This is a genomic window from Isoptericola sp. 178, assembly GCF_030586525.1.
Taxonomy (GTDB): Bacteria; Actinomycetota; Actinomycetes; order Actinomycetales; family Cellulomonadaceae; genus Isoptericola; species Isoptericola sediminis.
In genome coordinates, this window is sequence record NZ_JAUQYN010000003.1 from 589,573 (window position 1) to 607,139 (window position 17,567).

Here is a 17,567-nt window from a genome sequence, read left to right on the forward strand (position 1 = left end):
TCGATGCGGGCCTGGACGACCGGCACCGAGCCCGGTCGCCTGACGAGGTCCGAGGTCGCCGTCCCGGAGCCCGGGGCCGACGAGGTGCTCGTGCGCGTCGAGGCCTCGGGGGTGTGCCGGACCGACCTGCACGTCGTGGACCAGGAGCTCCCGGTCCACCGCCCGCACGTGGTGCCCGGGCACCAGGTCGTCGGGACGGTCGAGGGCACGGGACCGGGCGTCCGCCGGCTGCGACCGGGTGACCGTGTCGGGGTCGCCTGGCTGCGCCGCACCTGCGGAGCCTGCCGGTGGTGCCGGGAGGGGCGCGAGAACCTCTGCCCCGACTCGCGGTACACCGGGTGGGACGCCGACGGCGGGTTCGCGGAGTTCACGACCGTGCCGGAGGCCTTCGCGTACCCGCTGACGTCCGACCACGACCCGGTGACGACGGCTCCCCTGCTCTGCGCGGGGATCATCGGCTACCGCGCGCTGACGCGTGCTGCGCTCCCGCCGGGCGGACGGCTGGGGATCTACGGCTTCGGATCCAGCGCGCACCTCACGGCCCAGGTGGCGGCGGCCCGGGGCGCGGAGCTGTTCGTCATGACGCGGGGCGAGCAGAACCGGGAGCTCGCACGGCACGCCGGGGCCGCCTTCGTCGGCGGTGCCGCCGACGTGCCCCCGGTGCGGCTCGACGCCGCGATCGTGTTCGCCCCCGCCGGCGAGCTGGTGCCGTGCGCGCTGCAGGCCACCGAGCGGGGCGGCACGGTGGTGCTGGCCGGCATCCACATGACCGACATCCCGGCCATGGGCTACCAGGAGAACCTGTTCGACGAACGCGACCTGCGCACCGTCACGGCGAACACGCGGGCGGACGGTGCCGCGCTGCTCCGGCTCGCGACCACGCTACGGCTGACGCCGACCGTCACGCGCTACCCCTTCACCGCTGCGGACGCGGCGCTGGACGACCTGCGTGCCGGACGCGCCTCGGGCTCGCTGGTGCTCGAGCCGGACTGACCGTCAGGCCCGCTGGAGCATCTCCAGGGCACGACGGGCCAGGCGCTCGCCCCACTGGCGGGCGCGGTCCCGCTCGTGCGGCAGCAGCGGCCCCTCGACGTCGGCGACGTAGAACGACGCGCCGCGGTCCACGACCCGGTGCCCCTCGTTGCGCAGCGCCCGCGCGGCAGCGTGCGCGGCGGACCCCGGCAGGTGGCGCACCTTCTCCACGCGGGTGTCGAAGGTGGCGTACAGACGCCCCTCCCGGTCCGGGTCGAGACGGTCGATCCACTCCCGGATCCCCGGGTAGTCGGTCGGGCGGTCACCCATCCGCTCCTGGGCCTCGTGCCGGGTCTGCGGCCGGCTCATCCCGAACGCGTGGGTCGGACCGCCGACGACGACGAGGTCCTCGCCGTCGGTCTCGTCGTCCCCCAGGCTGGTCACGGACCGGACGCGGACCGGCATGTGCTCGGCGATCCCGTCGCCGACGGCCCGTGCTACCAGGGCCGTGTTGCCGAAGCTGGACTCGTAGACCACGAGTGCGGACATGGTGCTCATCTCCTCGGCGCGTGTGCGCTCTCAGCCGGCCTCGACCTCGGGGCCGTGGACCGGCATGACGATCCGGGTCCGCCAGGTGGTCGGGTCGGGGTCGGACTCGGGGCCGGCCTCGTAGAACTCCCAGGACTGGTCCAGCGGCTCCAGGTGGCGCTCGGCCATCCACGACTCCAGGTCCGCGTACGTCGCGGCCAGCCCGTCGTAGCCGCCGTGGTGGACGGTCTCCACGACACGGGCCTCCGGCAGCACGTCGGCGGTGGGCTCGCCCGGTCCGGGGTCGTCGACCGTCAACGTCGCCGGCTCGGCGAGGGGGAACCCGATCTCGACGTCGAAGCCGCCGGCCATCCGGCCGCGGTACCGGGCGTACGGCGGCCCGGCGGGCTGCACCCCACCGTGCTCCATCGCCGCGGTCAGCACGGGCAGGACGCGCGCGAAGAGCGCGGGCATGTCCTCCTGGCTCACCATCTGGCGTAGCCCGAACGTGGGCTGCTCCAGCGACTCGATGAGGTGGATCTCTCGCGTCTCGGCCATGGCTCCTCGACCTCCCGGCGGTCCCCGCGGTGCGCCGTCGCCCGCTGATTCCCACGATCGGTCGGGGCGGTCCGCCCGGATAGGGCCGATGGTCCCGGAGAGGTCGGCCGGAGGTCCCGGCCGCCTCCGACCCCGGGGCCGGGACGGGCTGTCAGTCCACCAGGACCTTCTCGCCGGACCGGGGGACGACGGCGACGCAGCCGACCTCGTCACGGATGCGTCCGGCCAGGGCGGCCGACGCCTGCTCCTCGCCGTGGACGACGTAGACGACCTCTGGCGGCTCCGGCATCTGCCGGAGCCAGTCGACCAGCTCGCTCGCGTCGGCGTGGACGGAGAACTCCTGGTCCTCGACGATCTCGGCCTTGACCGGCACGTACCGGCCCATCATCTTCACCTCGCGGGCACCGTCGCGCAGCATGCTGCCGCGCGTGCCGACCGCCTGGTAGCCGGTCAGGACCACGCAGTTGCGTCGGTCCGGGAGCAGGTGGCGCAGGTGGTGGACGACCCGGCCGCCGGACGCCATCCCCGAGGCGGACACGATGATGCAGGGCTGCCGCGGCGAGTTGAGCCGCATCGACTCCTCCGGGGTCCGTGCCGCGTGCAGCGACGGGAGGTCGACGAAGCTCGACATGCCCTCGCGCAGCTCTCCGGCCACCTCGGCGCGCCCGTAGACGTCGAGGGCGGCCAGCGCCATCGGGCTGTCGACGAAGACCGGGACCGGAGGGATCTGCCCGTCGCGGACCATCGCGGACAGGGCGTGCAGGACCAGCTCCGTGCGGTCGACGGCGAAGGCCGGCACGAGCACCACCCCGCCTCGACGGATCGTGCGCCGCACGGCGTCCGCGAACGCGGCATGGGCCCGGGACGGCTCGCGGTGCTCACGGTCGCCGTAGGTGGACTCGATCACCACCGTGCGTGCCGCCGGGGGGTCGGCTCGTGGTCGCAGCACCGGGTGCTCCGTGCGGCCGAGGTCTCCGGAGAAGAGGACGCGGGCGGACCCGGCACGAGCCAGCACGCTGGCCGAGCCCAGGACGTGCCCGGCACGGTGGAGCCGGACGCCGGCGTCGCTCCCGAGGTCGACGTCGACGTCGAAGGGCACGGTCTCGAACCTCTCGATCGCCCGCTCGGCGTCCGCGACCGTGTAGAGGGGCAGGGGCGGGTCGTGACGGGACCACCCTCCGGCACGGGCCATGTCCGCGTCCCGCTCCTGCAGGTTCGCGCTGTCCCGCAGGACGATCGCCGTGAGCGCGGCCGTCCCCTCGGTCATCCGGATCGACCCCTCGTAGCCGTCACGCACGAGGACCGGGAGGAACCCGCAGTGGTCCAGATGGCAGTGCGTCAGCACCACGTCGTCGATGGTCCGGGGCGAGACCGGGAAGGCGTCCCAGTTCTTCCGCCTCCACCGCCGCTCCCCCTGGTACAGGCCGCAGTCGACCAGGAGCCGCCGCTCTGCGGACTCGATCAGGAACCGGCTCCCCGTGACGGTCCCGGCGCCACCGAGGAAGGTCAGTGCGACCGATGCTGCCTCGCTCATGCGCACTCCTCGGGTCGTCGTCCCGTCCTCTCCACCGTCCACCTCTCGGGCCCCGGGCAGCAGGGCCGATGGTCCCGATCGGGCCGGCCGGAGGTCCCTGGGGTCGGCTCTCCCGCAGCGGGTCGCCGCCACGGGGCGGACGATGGGAGGACGAGGGATCCGAGGAGAGCACCATGGGCACCGCGGACACCGAGCCGCCGGCCGTGCGGCGCCGGTCCCGTCTCGGCCGGTGGGTCGTCGCCCACCCGCCGGCCGCCTACGTCGTCCTCGCCTACGTGCTGTCGTGGGGGTACTGGGTCCCGCTCGCCCTCGCCGGGCAGACCGTCGAGGCCGGTGTCGGCCGACCGAGCCAGCTCCCGGGACTGCTCGGCCCGCTGGTCGCCGCGGTGGTCGTCACCGCCCTGGTCGACGGCCGGGCCGGCCTGGCGGACCTGGGCCGCCGCATGACCAGGTGGCGCGTGGGCTGGTGGTGGCTGTCCGTGGTCGCCGTCCTGGCGGTCGGCGCGGTCGGGCTGGTGGTGGTCGGCGGCCCACCCGACGCTGCCGATCTCACGCTCTACAGCGGGATCGACGCGGCGGCCGGCCCATTGCTGACCGTCGTCCTCGCCCTCGTGGTCAACGGACTCGGTGAGGAGACCGGGTGGCGCGGCTTCCTGGCCGACCGTCTGCTCCGTCGGCACGGCCTGACCGCCACGGCCCTGCTGGTGGCGGCGGTCTGGGCGCCGTGGCACGCACCGCTGTTCGTCGTGATGGCCTCGTTCTCGGGCTTCACCGTCCCCGAGGTCCTCGGCTGGGTGATCGGCCTGACCGCGGGGTCGGTGGTGCTCACGTGGCTCTACCGCGGCTCCGCGGGCAGCATCCTGCTCGTCGCGGTCTGGCACATCGCCTTCAACCTCACCTCGGGGACCCCCGGGACCGCGGGCACCGTCGCCGCGATCAGCTCGACCGTCGTCATGGTCGCCGCGGTGGTGGTCGTCGTCGCGGACCGGCGACGGCGGCGGTGATCAGCCCCAGACCGCGAGCGCCACGGTGCCGACGTAGATCGCCGGGATCGCGACGCCCTCGAAGCCGATCCCCCGCCGGTCGCGCACGACGAGCCCGGCGGCCAGGGTGGCGGTCATCAGCAAGGTCCCACCGACCAGCACCAGGCCGGTCGACCCCGCGTCGGTGTAGACGGACCCGGGCAGGTACGCCGCGTCGGCCACGGACACCATGAGCATGTCGTAGACGTTGCCGCCGATGATGTTGCCGATGCCGAGTGTGAACTGGCCCATCCGGACCGCGGTCACCAGCACCACGAGCTCGGGCAGGGAGCTGATCCCCGTGGTGAGCGTGAAGCCCACGACCCCGCCGTCGAGCCCGGTCGCCTCGACCACGGACAGACCCGCCCGGCCGACGAGCCAGCCCGCGACGCCGACGACGACGCCGAGCCCGGCCAGCGACCACCACAGCCGCGGGGTCGAGCGACCGTCCGCGGCGCCGTCGTCCCCGGAGCCCTCGTCGTCGTCCTCCGTCTGCGGGGTGCGGATGGGCTGCCACATCGGCGCCTTGTGCATCTGGCGCAGCAGCACCAGCCCGTAGCCGTAGAGCACGGGGATGAGCAGCGTCAGCCAGTGCACCCACCCGATCGTCAGGTCCGGGGTGGCGGCGGCGACCACGGGCACCGCCAGCAGGGCGACGAGGATCAGCGACTGCAGGACGTTCTGCAGGGAGGCGGCCGCGTGCTCGAGGTTGACCCGGCGGTAGACGAGGTCGGCGATGGCCAGCCACACGGTCTGCACCGCCACGCCGCCCACGGGGTTGGCGAGCGCGAACCCGGCGTCACCGCCGAGGGACCCCGTGAGCACGGTGACCAGGCCCGGCAGCGAGGTCACCGCCCCGAGGAGCAGGGCGCCGCCGACCGCGTCGCCGAGCCCGGTCCGCTCGGACAGCGTGTCGGCGACCCGCGTCAGCCGCACACCCGCCAGCACGATCACCCCGGACATGGCCGCCAGGGTCACGAGGCTGGGCAACAGGTCCCACGGCATGCTGAACATCGGCCCGACGCTACCCGGGCAGATCGATTCGCTCTCGCCGAGGGGCACCGGTCGCCCGGCGGGCAGGCCCCTGGTCGCCAGGAAGCCAGGAAGCGGGGAAGACCTGGTGGTGGGCCCGGAGGGACTCGAACCCCCGACATCCACGGTGTAAACGTGGCGCTCTGACCAACTGAGCTACAGGCCCCGGTAGCGCAGGACAGGATACCCGGCCGCGCCGTCACGCCGAACATCCGCCGTGCGGTTCAGACCTCCGCGAGCGCCGCCAGGTAGTCGTCGAGGTCGCGGCGGGCGCCCCGCGGCAGCACCGTCGACCAGCGCACGAGGCCGTCGGCGTCGATGAGGAACGAGCCGCGCAGCGCGTGCCCGGTGGCCTGGTCGAACACGCCGAAGGCCTGGGCGGCACGGCCGTGCGGCCAGAAGTCGCTGAGCAGGTCGAACCCGAAGCCCTCGACCTCCTGCCAGGCCCTGAGGGTGAACACCGGGTCGGTGGAGACCGCGAGGATCCGCACTCCCGCGGCCTCGAACTCGCCGGCGTGGTCGCGCAGCTCGCCGAGCTCCGCGGTGCAGGTGCCGGAGAAGGCGAACGGGAAGAACACCACGAGCACCGGTTCGCCGCGCAGGTCGGCCAGGTGGGTCGGGGTGCCGTGGGTGTCGGGCAGCGTGAAGTCGGGGGCCGGGTCGTCGGCGCCCGGCACGGTGCCGTCGGCCATCTGCTTACCGGCCGCGGGAGGCGAGCCGCGTGGCGGACCAGTCGTCGCCGGCGGCGAAGGTGCTGGTGGCGTGCAGGCCCGCGGTGGTCGACGCCTCCTGGATCTCGCTGTGGCCGACGTGGCCGTCGCGGCCGGGCTTGCGGGTGAGCAGCCAGATCTGGCCGCCGTCGTCGAGAGCCGTCTGGACGTCGACCAGCATGTCCGTCAGGTCGCCGTCCTCCTCGCGCCACCAGATGATGACGCCGTCCACGACGTCGTCGTACTCCTCGTCGGCGAGCTCCTCGCCGACGACCGCCTCGATCGCCCCGCGCAGGGGTTCGTCGACGTCGTCGTCCCACCCGAACTCCTGCACGACCTGACCGGTGGTGAACCCGAAGCGTGCCGCCAGGTTGTCCGCCTGCTGTCCCACGAGGACCTACGTTCCTTCCGTCATGCCTTCGGCGCCGCCCGGCGCCCTGTCTGCTTCCTGCTGTGCGTCAACGTAGTGCACGCGCGCCCCGGATGCCCGCCCAGCCCCCCGCATGGGCCCACCTGACCACTTCAGCACGGGGTGACATGACGTAGATCACGGATTCTTGACCGCTCCCTGGTGTCAGTGCGGAGCAAGTGGGGACACAATGTGTAGTGACCCCCTGTGGGTGCTCCCGCGCCGTCGCGATCCCGACGACGCAGGCGACGCGCACGGGACGCCTGACACGGGCGCGCGCCGGACCCTCGGCGACCGCCCGCAGAAGAGAGAGGTTGCTGGTGGCTTCGTACGACGAGACCGGACCGTTGATCGACGGTCTGCTCAGCGCTGTGCCGGACATCGACCCGTCCGAGACCTCGGAGTGGGTGGAGTCCCTCGACGGGTTGATCGACGACAAGGGCGGCCCGCGCGCCCGCTACGTGATGCTCAACCTGCTGCGGCGCGCTCGCGAGCGCAACGTCCAGATCCCGACGTCGGTCGCGACGCCGTACGTCAACACGATCGGGGTGCACGAGGAGCCGTACTTCCCCGGCGACGAGACGATGGAGCGCCGCTACCGCTCCTGGATCCGCTGGAACGCCGCGGTGATGGTGACCCGCGCCCAGCGCCCCGAGATCTCGGTGGGCGGCCACATCTCCTCCTACGCCTCCGTGGCGACGCTGACCGAGGTGGGGCTCAACCACTTCTTCCGCGGCAAGGACCACCCGGGCGGCGGCGACCAGGTCTACTTCCAGGGGCACTCCTCCCCCGGCCAGTACGCCCGCGCCTACCTCGAGGGCCGCCTGTCGGCCGACCGGCTGGACGGGTTCCGCCAGGAGAAGTCCCACGAGGGCGGCGGGCTGCCCTCCTACCCGCACCCCCGGCTCATGCCGGAGTTCTGGGAGTTCCCGACCGTCTCGATGGGTCTCGGCCCGGCCTCGGCGATCTACCAGGCGTGGACGAACAAGTACCTGCACAACCGCGGTATCAAGGACACCAGCCAGCAGGACGTGTGGGCGTTCCTCGGCGACGGCGAGATGGACGAGCCGGAGTCGCGCGGCATGCTGCAGCAGGCCGCCCACCAGGGGCTCGACAACCTGACGTTCGTGGTCAACTGCAACCTGCAGCGCCTCGACGGCCCGGTGCGCGGCAACGGCAAGATCATGCAGGAGCTGGAGGCCCAGTTCCGGGGCGCCGGCTGGAACGTCATCAAGGTCGTCTGGGGCCGTGAGTGGGACGCCCTGCTCAACGCGGACAAGGACCGCGCCCTGGTCAACCTGATGAACGCCACCCCGGACGGCGACTACCAGACCTACCGGGCCGAGTCCGGCGCGTTCATCCGCGAGCACTTCTTCGGCCGCGACCCGCGCACGAAGGCCCTCGTCGAGAACATGACCGACGAGGACATCTGGAACCTGCGCCGCGGCGGCCACGACTACCGCAAGATCTTCGCCGCCTACTCGGCGGCGCGGTCGCACACGGGCCAGCCCACGGTGATCCTCGCCCAGACGGTCAAGGGCTACGGGCTCGGCTCGAGCTTCGCCGGCCGCAACGCGACGCACCAGATGAAGAAGATCAAGAACGAGGACCTCAAGGCGCTGCGCGACAACCTGCGCATCCCGCTCAGCGACGAGCAGATCGACGCCGAGCCCGGCCTGCCGCCCTACTACCACCCGGGCATGGAGGACGAGTCGATCCAGTACATGCTGGAGCGCCGTCGTCAGCTCGGCGGGTTCGTGCCCGAGCGGCGCTCGTCGCCCAAGGCCCTGTCGCTGCCGCAGGACAAGTCCTACGAGATCCTCAAGAAGGGCTCGGGCAGCCAGCAGGTCGCCTCGACGATGGCGTTCGTCCGCCTTCTGAAGGACCTCATCAAGGACAAGGAGTTCGGCCGGCGCATCGTGCCGATCATCCCCGACGAGGCCCGCACGTTCGGCCTGGACTCGATCTTCCCGAGCGCGAAGATCTTCAACACCGCCGGGCAGAACTACCTGGCCGTGGACCGTGAGCTCATGCTGAGCTACAAGGAGTCCGAGTCCGGGCAGATCATGCACACCGGCATCAACGAGGCCGGGTCCGCGGCCGCGTTCCAGTCGGTCGGCACCGCCTACGCCACGCACGGCGAGCACATGGTGCCCGTCTACATCTTCTACTCGATGTTCGGGTTCCAGCGCACCGGCGACCAGTTCTGGGCGGCCGGTGACCAGATGACCCGCGGGTTCATCATCGGTGCCACGGCGGGCCGCACCACGCTGACCGGTGAGGGCCTTCAGCACGCGGACGGGCACTCGCCGCTCATCGCGGGCACCAACACCGCGATGGTGCAGTACGACCCGGCCTTCGGCTACGAGATCCGCCACATCGTGCGCGACGGCATCGAGCGCATGTACGGCGACGGCTCGGACGGTCGCGACCAGAACGTCATGTACTACCTGACGGTCTACAACGAGCCGATGGTGCAGCCGGCCGAGCCGGAGGACGTGGACGTCGACGGCATCCTGCACGGCATCCACCGCGTCTCCGCGGACAGCGGCGACGGGCCCCGGGCCCAGCTGCTCGCGTCGGGCGTCGGGGTGCCGTGGGCGCTCGAGGCGCAGGAGCTCCTGCGCGAGGACTGGGGCGTCTCGGCCGACGTCTGGTCGGTGACGAGCTGGAACGAGCTGCGTCGCGACGCGCTGGCCGCCGAGCACGACGCCCTCGTCGACCCGGCCGCCGAGCCCCGCGTGCCGTACGTGACGCAGAAGCTGTCCGACGCCGAGGGTCCGTTCGTGGCCACCAGCGACTACGACCACCTGGTCCCCGACCAGATCCGGGCGTGGGTGCCGGGTGACTACGCGGTGCTCGGCGCCGACGGCTTCGGGTTCTCCGACACCCGCGCCGCCGCACGCCGGTACTTCCTCATCGACGGGCCGTCCATGGTCGTCAAGACCCTGCAGCAGCTCGCCCGCCGGGGCGACGTCGCCCAGGACGTCGTGGCCAAGGCCGTCGAGAAGTACCGCCTCACCGACGTCAACGCCGGCACCTCCGGTGTCGCGGGCGGGGACACCTGACCCACCGCGGCCGACCGCAGCACGACGACGGCCCCGCCACCTGTCCGGTGGCGGGGCCGTCGTCGTGGCGGGACTGTCCGGCTCAGGAGGAGGCCTGGCGCGCCTCCGCCTCGTCGATCGCGGCGACGAGGTCGTGCCGCATCGCCTCGACCTGGTCGTGGTCCGGGTGCGCCTCCAGCGCCTCCAGGTGCTGCCTGGCCTCGAACACCCGGTCGGCCTCGAGCGCGGCCAGGACGAGCTGGCGGCCGACCTCGGGCACCTGCTCGCGCGTGCGCCAGTGGCCGATGCCGAGACCGAGCGCCTCGACGGGCATGTGCGCGTCCCGCAGGATCTCGAGGCTCTTCGCCAGCGCCACCCCGGACGGGTCGCGCTCGGTCGCCGTCGTGAAACGACGCACCGCACCCTCGGGGTCGTCGTTGACGGAGAGCCGGCCGAGCTCGACCAGCGGGCGCCAGGCGCGAGGGTGGCCGGCGAGCTCCTCGGCCAGGGACCACAGCGCCAGGTCACCGGCCTGGATCGGCTCTTCCTCCGGCTCGGCGGTCAGGGGGTCGTCGGGGTTGTCGGGCTCGGACGCGTGACGACGCACGAGATCGGCGAGCGCGTTGAAGGCGCGCTCGTCGTTCGGGTCGTCGTGGAGCATCGCCCGCAAAGAGTCTTCGTGCACGGTGTCACCTCGCCGTCGGGTCTCGGTGGGCCTGCGGACACCCACCGTGGAGGTGGACCGTGTCCGCCGGATGAGCTGGCGGAGCCGAGACATCATGGCCATGAACCGACCCTATCGCCTGCGCCTCCTCGGGGCCGGGCGAACGCGCCCCGGGCACACGACGGCCGCCGTTTGTGCAATCCCCACAACGATGGCCCTATCCTCGAGAGCATGTCGACCACGACCGTCTCGCGTGACGAGAACGTCCAGCGCGTCCGTGAGGGCCTCGGGCTGCTCACGAACGCCGCCATGCGCCGCCTCGACGAGGAGGTGAGCTGGTACCGCCAGCTGCCGGCCGAGGACCGCTCCTACGTGGCGCTCGTCGCCCAGAGCGGCATCAACGCGTTCGCGACCTGGTTCGCCGACCCGACCCAGACGCCGCACGGCGTCGGCGAGATGTTCGCCGCCGCTCCCCCGGAGCTGACCAGGTCGATCTCGCTGCAGCACACCCTGCAGCTGGTGCGCCTGATGGTCGACGTCGTGGAGTCCTACTCGGACCAGATCGCCGCCCCAGGGTACGAGCGCGAGCTGCGCGAGGCCGTCCTGCGCTACTCGCGCGAGGTCGCGTTCTCCGCGGCCGAGGTCTACGCCCGCGCCGCCGAGGTCCGCGGCGCCTGGGACGCCCGTCTGGAGGCCCTGGCCGTGGACGCGCTCGTGCGCGGGGACACCGACGACGCGCTGCGCTCGCGCATCTCCGCGCTGGGGTGGAGCGGGCGCGGCCAGGTGCTGGTCGTGGTCGGCGAGGCGCTCGACGGGCTGGACGACGTCGGCACCGCCGAGCTGCGCCGGGCCGCCCGGCGGGCCGCGGGCGACACGCTCGTCGGCATCCACGGCGACCGGCTGGTGCTGGTCCTGGGCGGGGACACCGACCTGGTCGCCGCCGCCACCAGCCTCATCGGCCGGTTCGGGCCCGGACCCGTCGTCTTCGGGCCGGTGGTGCCCACGATCGCCGAGGCCACGGCGTCGGCGCGCTCCGCCCTGGCCGGACTCGCCGCCGCCGCCGCCTGGCCGCAGGCCCCCCGGCCGGTCCTGGCCGACGACCTGCTGCCCGAACGGGTGCTCACCGGGGACCAGGAGGCCCGCCGGACCCTCGTCGCCCAGGCGTACCTGCCGTTGCAGCAGGCCACGGGTGCGGTCCTGGAGACGCTCTCCGCCTACCTCGGTACCGGCCGCTCCCTGGAGGCGGCGGCCCGTCGTCTGTACGTCCACCCCAACACCGTGCGCTACCGGTTGCGCAAGGTGTCCGAGATCACCGGGTGGGACCCCCTGGACGCCCGCGAGTCGTTCGTGCTGCAGATCGCCCTGGCGTTGGGACAGCTCGACGACGCCCCCTGATTGCCGATTCCCACAACCGGCGGTGGCCAGGTTGGTGCACGTCGCGACGCTCGGGGTCAGAACCCAGGTGGCACCGTGGTGTCGTGCTCGCCGTCGTCTGCCCTGGACAGGGCTCTCAGAACCCCGGGATGCTCAGCCCCTGGCTGGAGCTGCCCGGCACCGCCGACCTGCTCGACTCCTTCTCGGCCGCGGCCGGGACCGACCTGACCCGGCACGGGACCACGTCGGACGCGGAGACGATCCGGGACACCGCCGTCGCCCAGCCGCTGATCGTGTCGGCCTCCCTGCTCGCGCTGCGCACGATCCTCGACGGCCGCGACACGGCCGAGGTCGTCGACGTCACGGCCGGGCACTCCGTCGGTGAGCTCGCCGCCGCCGCCGTCGCCGGCGCGCTGGACGACGCCGGGGCGGTCGGGCTGGTCTCGCACCGCGGACGAGCCATGGCGGACGCCGCGGCCGCGTCGCCGTCGGGCATGAGCGCGGTCGTCGGGGGCGACCCCGAGGACGTCCTGGCCGCCATCGAGGCGGCCGGCCTGTTCCCCGCCAACGTCAACGGCGGCGGCCAGGTCGTCGCCGCCGGGTCCCGGGAGGCGCTCGCCGCGCTGGCCGAGCAGCCCCCGGCCCGGACGCGCGTCGTGCCGCTGCCGGTCGCCGGCGCGTTCCACACCCCGTACATGGAGCCGGCCCGCGGACGCTTCGAGCAGGTCGCCACCACGTGGCTGGCCACCGACCCGCGCCTGCCGCTGCTCAGCAACGCGGACGGCGCCGACTACGGCTCCCTGGGCGAGGGCTCGCACGGCCACGGCCGCTCCGCCGACCTGCTCGCCCGCCTCACCGCCCAGATCACCGCGCCCGTGCGCTGGGACCTGTGCCAGGTCTCCCTCGCCGACCGCGGCGTGACGGGACTGCTCGAGCTGGCCCCCGGCGGTGTCCTGGCGGGCCTGGCCAAGCGTTCCCTGAAGGGCGTCGAGTCCGTCGCCGTGAAGACCCCCGACGACGTCGAGGCCGCCCGCGACCTGATCTCCCGCCACTCGGCCGTCGGCGGCGCGGCATGAGCGCACGGGCACTGCGCCAGGGCGCGCCGGTGCTCCACTCACGCATCCTGGGCATCGGCGGCGAGCGCGGCAGCCGCGCCGTCACGAACGACGAGATCGCCGGCCCGATCGACTCCTCGGACGAGTGGATCCGCCAGCGCACCGGCATCGTCACGCGCCGACGCGCCACGGACGACGTCGAGGTCCTGGACCTTGCCGAGGCCGCGGCCCGCCGCGCGATGGACGCCGCCGGCGTGACCGGCGCGGAGATCGACACGATCATCCTGTCGACCATCACGTACTACCACCAGACGCCCTCGGGCGCGGCGGTGCTGGCCGACCGGCTGGGCGCCTCGCCGGCCGCGGCCTACGACATCTCGGCGGCCTGCGCCGGGTACGCCTACGGCATCGGGCAGGCGGACGCGCTCGTCCGTGCCGGGGCGGCGCGGCACGTGCTGGTCATCGGTGCCGAGAAGCTGAGCGACATCATCGACCCCACCGACCGGTCGATCTCGTTCCTCCTCGGCGACGGCGCCGGGGCCGTCGTGGTCGGCCCCTCCGACACCCCGGGCATCGGCCCGACGGTGTGGGGGTCGGACGGCTCCCGCTCGCAGGCGATCCGCCAGACGCACTCCTGGAAGGAGCTGCGCCAGGACCCCGACCTCGGCTGGCCCACGCTGCGCCAGGACGGCCCGACCGTGTTCAAGTGGGCGAGCTTCCAGATGGCGCCCGTGGCCGCGAAGGCCATGGCCGAGGCCGGCGTGGAGCCGCAGGACATCCAGGTCTTCGCCCCGCACCAGGCGAACATGCGGATCATCGACCAGATGGTCAAGCAGCTCGGCCTGCCCGACCACGTCGTGGTCGCCCGGGACATCGCCGAGACCGGCAACACCTCGGCGGCCTCGATCCCGCTGGCCCTGGACCGCCTCCTGGCGGAGGGCCAGGCCCGTTCCGGCGACCTGGCGCTGCAGATCGGCTTCGGCGCCGGCCTGGTGTACGCCGCGCAGGTGGTCGTGCTGCCGTAACACCCGCCCCGTAGAGTCCGACCCTGGTGGTGCGCAAGAATCGCACCGCCGCATCCCGACCTGGTGCCGGAGGACCGGTACCCCGTTCAAGGAGAGAAGCACCCCATGGCTCACACTTCTTCCGAGATCCTCGACGGCCTCGCCGAGATCGTCGCCGAGGAGACCGGCCTGCCGACGGACACCGTCACGGCCGAGAAGTCCTTCACCGACGACCTCGACATCGACTCGCTGTCGATGATGACCATCGTGACCCACGCCGAGGACAAGTTCGGCGTCCGCATCCCGGACGACGAGGTCAAGAACCTCACCACCGTCGGCGACGCCGTCACCTACATCGAGGGCGCGCAGAGCTGACCCGGCTCCCCCGCCCGCGCGGGCAGGCCGGCCCTGCCGGTCTGCCCGCGTCGCCCGTCCACCGCCGACCTTCGTTCTCAGGAGCACCGTCATGACCGCCCCAGCCTCGCGCGACGTCGTCGTCACCGGCCTCGGCGCCACCACCCCGCTCGGCGGGGACGCACCCTCGACGTGGGCGGCCGCGCTCGCCGGCGAGTCCGGTGCGCGCACGATGGACAACGACTGGTCGGAGAAGTACGGCATCCCCGTCACCTTCGCCGCGACGATCAAGGAGCAGCCCTCCGAGAAGCTGTCGCGCCCGGAGATGAAGCGGATGGACCCCTCGACCCAGTACGCGATGATCGCCGCGCGGGAGGCCTGGCAGGACGCCGGCGCCCCCGAGGTCGACGGCGAGCGGCTCGGTGCGGTGGTGTCCTCCGGCATCGGTGGCATCTGGACCACGCTGGACGCCTGGGACACGCTGCAGGAGCGGGGCGCGCGTCGCGTGCTGCCGATGACGGTCCCCATGCTCATGCCGAACTCCCCGGCCGCCTACGTCTCCCTCGAGCTCGGCGCCCAGGCCGGTGCGCACGCACTGGTCTCCGCCTGCGCCTCCGGTGCCGAGGCGATCGGTTACGGCATCGACATGATCCGTGCGGGCCGGGCCGACGTCGTCGTCTGCGGCGGCACCGAGGCCACGATCCACCCGATGCCGATCGCCGCCTTCGCGGCCTCGCGCACCCTCTCGCTGCGCAACGACGACCCGCAGGGCGCGTCACGGCCGTACGACGTCGACCGGGACGGGTTCGTCATCGGCGAGGGCGCGGCGGTCGTGGTGCTGGAGAGCGCCGAGCACGCTGCCGCCCGCGGCGCCCGCGTCTACGCGAAGATGGCCGGCGTGGGACTGTCCTCCGACGCCTACCACATCACCTCCCCCGACCCGGAGGGCAAGGGCCAGGTCGCGGCGATGCGCCGGTCGCTGGCGGACGCCGACGTCGACGGGGCGGAGGTCGTGCACGTCAACGCCCACGCCACGTCCACGAAGGTCGGCGACCTCACCGAGACGCGGTCGATCCGCACCGTGCTCGGCGACGACACCGACCACGTGCGGCTGTCCGCCACGAAGTCGATGACGGGCCACCTGCTCGGCGGCGCCGGTGCCCTGGAGGCGCTGTTCACGATCAAGGCGGTGCACGAGCGCCTCGCCCCGCCGACGATCAACGTCGTCACCCCCGACCCGGAGCTGCAGGTCCCGCTCGTCCGCGACGAGCCGGCGACGCTGCCCGACGGCGACATCGCCGCCGTCAACAACTCCTTCGGGTTCGGTGGGCACAACGTGGCGCTGACCGTGACCAACGCCTGAGCGTCCCCCCACCCACGACGGCGCCCCACCGGTTCGAGCGAACCGGTGGGGCGCCGTCGTGCACGGAACCTCCGAACCCGCCAGGGGCGGGCGCGCGACTACCCGACGCGGTGCAGCCAGCGCACGGGAGCACCCGCACCCGCGTAGCGGAACGGCTCGAGCTCGTCGTCCCAGGCGCTGCCGAGGGCGAGGTCCATCGCCTCGCGCAGGGCGCGCGGGTCGGACGAGGACTCCATGGCGCTGCGGACGCGGTCCTCGGGCAGGACCACGTTGCCGTGCACGTCGGTGACGGCATGGAAGATGCCGAGGTCCGGGGTGTGCGACCAGCGGGCGCCGTCGCTGCCGTGGCTCGCCTCCTCGGTGACCTCGTAGCGCAGGTGCTCCCAGCCGCGCAGGGCGGACGCCAGGCGGGCGCCCGTGCCCTGGGCTCCCTGCCACGCGTGCTCGGCGCGGTACAGGCCTCGCCCGGCGGGCTGAGGGGTCCAGTCCAACGAGACGTCAGTGCTCAGCACGTTGCCCGCCGCCCACTCGAGGTGGGGGCACAACGCGCGTGGCGCCGAGTGCACGAAAAGCACACCGCGGGTGATGACACCAGCCATGTTGTCCTCCCTGGTTCCGAGATCCGTCTTCCCCTACGTCCTCGGTAGCCACGAAGTTCCTGGTCAGGCCATCTTTTGCGGCGTGTCGTCTTGCTTCTCGGACACATACTGCCGCAGCGTCGGGGAACACGCGAGAGTGATTCGGACATTTGAGGCCGCTCAGAGGCGCTCGCGCAGCTCCCGCATCGCCTTCTTCCGGACGCTGCGCTCCAGCCGGTCCAGGTAGAGCTTGCCGTCCAGGTGGTCGCACTCGTGCTGCAGGGCCCGGGCCATGAGGTCGGTCCCCTCGACGACGACCTCGTTGCCGTCGAGGTTGATCCCCTCGACCCGGGCGTACCAGGCACGTGTCGTCGGGTAGAACAGGCCGGGCACCGAGAGGCAGCCCTCGTCGCCGTCCTGGAGCTCCTCGGAGACGTCGACCAACCGCGGGTTGAGGACGTAGCCGAGGTCGTCGTCGACGTTCCAGGCGAACGCCCTCAGGTTGACGCCGATCTGGTTCGCGGCCAGGCCGGCGCGACCCTCGGTGTCCACGGTCTCGAGCAGGTCCGCGACGAGACCCCGCACGCGGTCGTCGATCGTCGTGATCTCTTCGCACGCCGTCCGCAGCACGGGGTCGGGCACCACCCGGATCTCTCGCATCGCCATGGCGGACATTCTTCCACGGCGCCACGCTGACCAGCGCCGCCACGGACTCCGCGCGGGCCGCCGTCACAAGGGCTCCACACGGCGCTTCCGGTAGGCTCACCGCCGCGCCCCGTTAGCTCAGTCGGTCAGAGCAGTCGACTCATAATCGATCGGTCGCCGGTTCAAGTCCGGCACGGGGCACGGTCCCCGGGCGACGGTCAGCAGGCACGCCTGGCCCGGCCGGCGGCGTCGCGCCGAGCATGCAGCCGCTCCCCGTCCGCGCCGGCGGCGGCAACCGGTCATACCATGGAGACGATCCCCTGGAGGGGTCCCCGGCTCACCCTGAGGCGCGCCATGTCCACCATGCCGTCCCCACCTCGACACCGGCAGTCGGCGCCCGGTGCGCGGCGACGCGCGTGGCTGTGGTTCGCCAGTGCCCCGGTGTTCTTCGTCGTGGCGTTCGCCGCCGGCGAGGGGCTGTCCGCCTTGCTGGGTCTTGTGGAGGGCGACGTGTCCCGGTTCACCTGGCGAGAGCTCCTGGTGCTGGTCGTCGCCCTGTCCATCGTCGCGGTGCCGGCCGTGGGCGCACGGGTGGTAGCGCGACGTGCGGACGGCGACGTGCTGACCCGGCTGCCCGGCTGGACCCTGGTCGCCCTGGTGCTGTTCTTCCTCGTAGCCAACGTGGTGGGATTCCTTGTCCCACCGGCGCCGGACTGAG

The 17,567-nt window shown here is 72.8% G+C and carries 18 protein-coding genes and 2 tRNA genes; 10 read left to right on the forward strand and 10 right to left on the reverse strand.

Annotated features, from left to right (window positions below; all coding sequences use genetic code 11):
- Positions 1 to 3: 3 nt before the first annotated feature.
- The gene (locus Q6349_RS11925; RefSeq protein ID WP_304604252.1) at positions 4 to 993 is read left to right on the forward strand and encodes a zinc-binding alcohol dehydrogenase family protein; all 990 of its coding nucleotides are present in this window, start codon (positions 4 to 6) and stop codon (positions 991 to 993) included.
- Between the two features lie 3 nt (positions 994 to 996).
- Here Q6349_RS11925 and Q6349_RS11930 read toward each other — a convergent pair whose 3' ends face one another.
- From Q6349_RS11930 to Q6349_RS11940, 3 genes are all read right to left on the reverse strand, one after another.
- Entirely contained in the window at positions 997 to 1,530 is a 534-nt protein-coding gene (locus Q6349_RS11930; RefSeq protein ID WP_304604253.1) for a flavodoxin domain-containing protein, read from the reverse strand.
- Between the two features lie 21 nt (positions 1,531 to 1,551).
- Complete coding sequence (locus Q6349_RS11935) at positions 1,552 to 2,058, reverse strand: GyrI-like domain-containing protein (protein ID WP_304604254.1); 507 nt, start codon at positions 2,056 to 2,058, stop codon at positions 1,552 to 1,554.
- 151 nt (positions 2,059 to 2,209) lie between these two features.
- The gene (locus tag Q6349_RS11940; RefSeq protein ID WP_304604255.1) at positions 2,210 to 3,592 is read right to left on the reverse strand and encodes an MBL fold metallo-hydrolase RNA specificity domain-containing protein; all 1,383 of its coding nucleotides are present in this window, start codon (positions 3,590 to 3,592) and stop codon (positions 2,210 to 2,212) included.
- Positions 3,593 to 3,765: 173 nt separating this feature from the next.
- Between Q6349_RS11940 and Q6349_RS11945 the strand changes: the two genes are divergently transcribed.
- Positions 3,766 to 4,596, forward strand: a complete 831-nt coding sequence (locus Q6349_RS11945; RefSeq protein WP_304604256.1) for a CPBP family intramembrane glutamic endopeptidase — start codon at positions 3,766 to 3,768, stop codon at positions 4,594 to 4,596.
- Here Q6349_RS11945 and Q6349_RS11950 read toward each other — a convergent pair whose 3' ends face one another.
- The 4 genes from Q6349_RS11950 to Q6349_RS11965 all read right to left on the reverse strand — a co-directional run bounded on the left by Q6349_RS11950 (position 4,597) and on the right by Q6349_RS11965 (position 6,747).
- A complete protein-coding gene (locus tag Q6349_RS11950) occupies positions 4,597 to 5,628 on the reverse strand; it encodes a sodium:calcium antiporter (protein WP_304604257.1) in 1,032 nt (343 codons plus the stop codon).
- Positions 5,629 to 5,735: 107 nt separating this feature from the next.
- A tRNA-Val gene (locus Q6349_RS11955) sits at positions 5,736 to 5,812 on the reverse strand.
- Between the two features lie 58 nt (positions 5,813 to 5,870).
- Positions 5,871 to 6,338 carry a peroxiredoxin gene (locus Q6349_RS11960; protein ID WP_304604258.1) on the reverse strand — a complete coding sequence of 156 codons (468 nt, stop codon included), beginning with the start codon at positions 6,336 to 6,338 and terminating at the stop codon, positions 5,871 to 5,873.
- Positions 6,339 to 6,342: 4 nt separating this feature from the next.
- Positions 6,343 to 6,747, reverse strand: a complete 405-nt coding sequence (locus Q6349_RS11965) for a DUF3052 domain-containing protein (RefSeq protein ID WP_304604259.1) — start codon at positions 6,745 to 6,747, stop codon at positions 6,343 to 6,345.
- Between the two features lie 338 nt (positions 6,748 to 7,085).
- On the opposite strand from Q6349_RS11965, the gene aceE reads away from it, so the two are divergent.
- The gene (gene aceE, locus Q6349_RS11970) at positions 7,086 to 9,833 is read left to right on the forward strand and encodes a pyruvate dehydrogenase (acetyl-transferring), homodimeric type (protein WP_304604260.1); all 2,748 of its coding nucleotides are present in this window, start codon (positions 7,086 to 7,088) and stop codon (positions 9,831 to 9,833) included.
- An 82-nt stretch (positions 9,834 to 9,915) separates the two neighbouring features.
- On the opposite strand, the gene Q6349_RS11975 is transcribed toward aceE, so the two are convergent.
- Positions 9,916 to 10,497: a hypothetical protein gene (locus Q6349_RS11975; RefSeq protein ID WP_343035833.1), complete on the reverse strand. Its 582-nt coding sequence runs from the start codon at positions 10,495 to 10,497 to the stop codon at positions 9,916 to 9,918.
- Positions 10,498 to 10,707: 210 nt separating this feature from the next.
- Here Q6349_RS11975 and Q6349_RS11980 point away from each other — a divergent pair, with 210 nt between their 5' ends.
- The 5 genes from Q6349_RS11980 (at position 10,708) to Q6349_RS12000 (ending at position 15,626) form a co-directional block, all read left to right on the forward strand.
- The gene (locus tag Q6349_RS11980; protein WP_171248011.1) at positions 10,708 to 11,871 is read left to right on the forward strand and encodes a CdaR family transcriptional regulator; all 1,164 of its coding nucleotides are present in this window, start codon (positions 10,708 to 10,710) and stop codon (positions 11,869 to 11,871) included.
- An 83-nt stretch (positions 11,872 to 11,954) separates the two neighbouring features.
- Positions 11,955 to 12,926, forward strand: coding sequence for an ACP S-malonyltransferase (locus Q6349_RS11985; protein WP_304604261.1), 972 nt, complete (start codon positions 11,955 to 11,957; stop codon positions 12,924 to 12,926).
- Positions 12,923 to 13,930 (forward strand): beta-ketoacyl-ACP synthase III, encoded by a 1,008-nt coding sequence (locus Q6349_RS11990; protein WP_304604262.1) that lies wholly within the window; start codon positions 12,923 to 12,925, stop codon positions 13,928 to 13,930. The genes Q6349_RS11985 and Q6349_RS11990 overlap by 4 nt, the downstream gene beginning before the upstream one ends.
- A 105-nt stretch (positions 13,931 to 14,035) precedes the next feature.
- Positions 14,036 to 14,284 carry an acyl carrier protein gene (locus Q6349_RS11995; protein WP_171248008.1) on the forward strand — a complete coding sequence of 83 codons (249 nt, stop codon included), beginning with the start codon at positions 14,036 to 14,038 and terminating at the stop codon, positions 14,282 to 14,284.
- Positions 14,285 to 14,375: 91 nt separating this feature from the next.
- Positions 14,376 to 15,626: a beta-ketoacyl synthase gene (locus Q6349_RS12000; protein ID WP_304604263.1), complete on the forward strand. Its 1,251-nt coding sequence runs from the start codon at positions 14,376 to 14,378 to the stop codon at positions 15,624 to 15,626.
- 98 nt (positions 15,627 to 15,724) lie between these two features.
- Here the strand turns inward: Q6349_RS12000 and Q6349_RS12005 are convergent, their stop codons facing one another.
- Positions 15,725 to 16,225, reverse strand: coding sequence for a DUF3145 domain-containing protein (locus tag Q6349_RS12005; protein WP_304604264.1), 501 nt, complete (start codon positions 16,223 to 16,225; stop codon positions 15,725 to 15,727).
- 159 nt (positions 16,226 to 16,384) lie between these two features.
- Positions 16,385 to 16,870, reverse strand: a complete 486-nt coding sequence (gene def, locus Q6349_RS12010; protein ID WP_304604265.1) for a peptide deformylase — start codon at positions 16,868 to 16,870, stop codon at positions 16,385 to 16,387.
- Positions 16,871 to 16,976: 106 nt separating this feature from the next.
- Here def and Q6349_RS12015 point away from each other — a divergent pair.
- Both Q6349_RS12015 and Q6349_RS12020 read left to right on the forward strand, forming a co-directional pair.
- Positions 16,977 to 17,050, forward strand: a tRNA-Ile gene (locus Q6349_RS12015).
- A gap of 153 nt (positions 17,051 to 17,203) precedes the next feature.
- Positions 17,204 to 17,566, forward strand: coding sequence for a hypothetical protein (locus Q6349_RS12020; RefSeq protein ID WP_304604266.1), 363 nt, complete (start codon positions 17,204 to 17,206; stop codon positions 17,564 to 17,566).
- The last annotated feature ends 1 nt before the right edge of the window (position 17,567 follow it).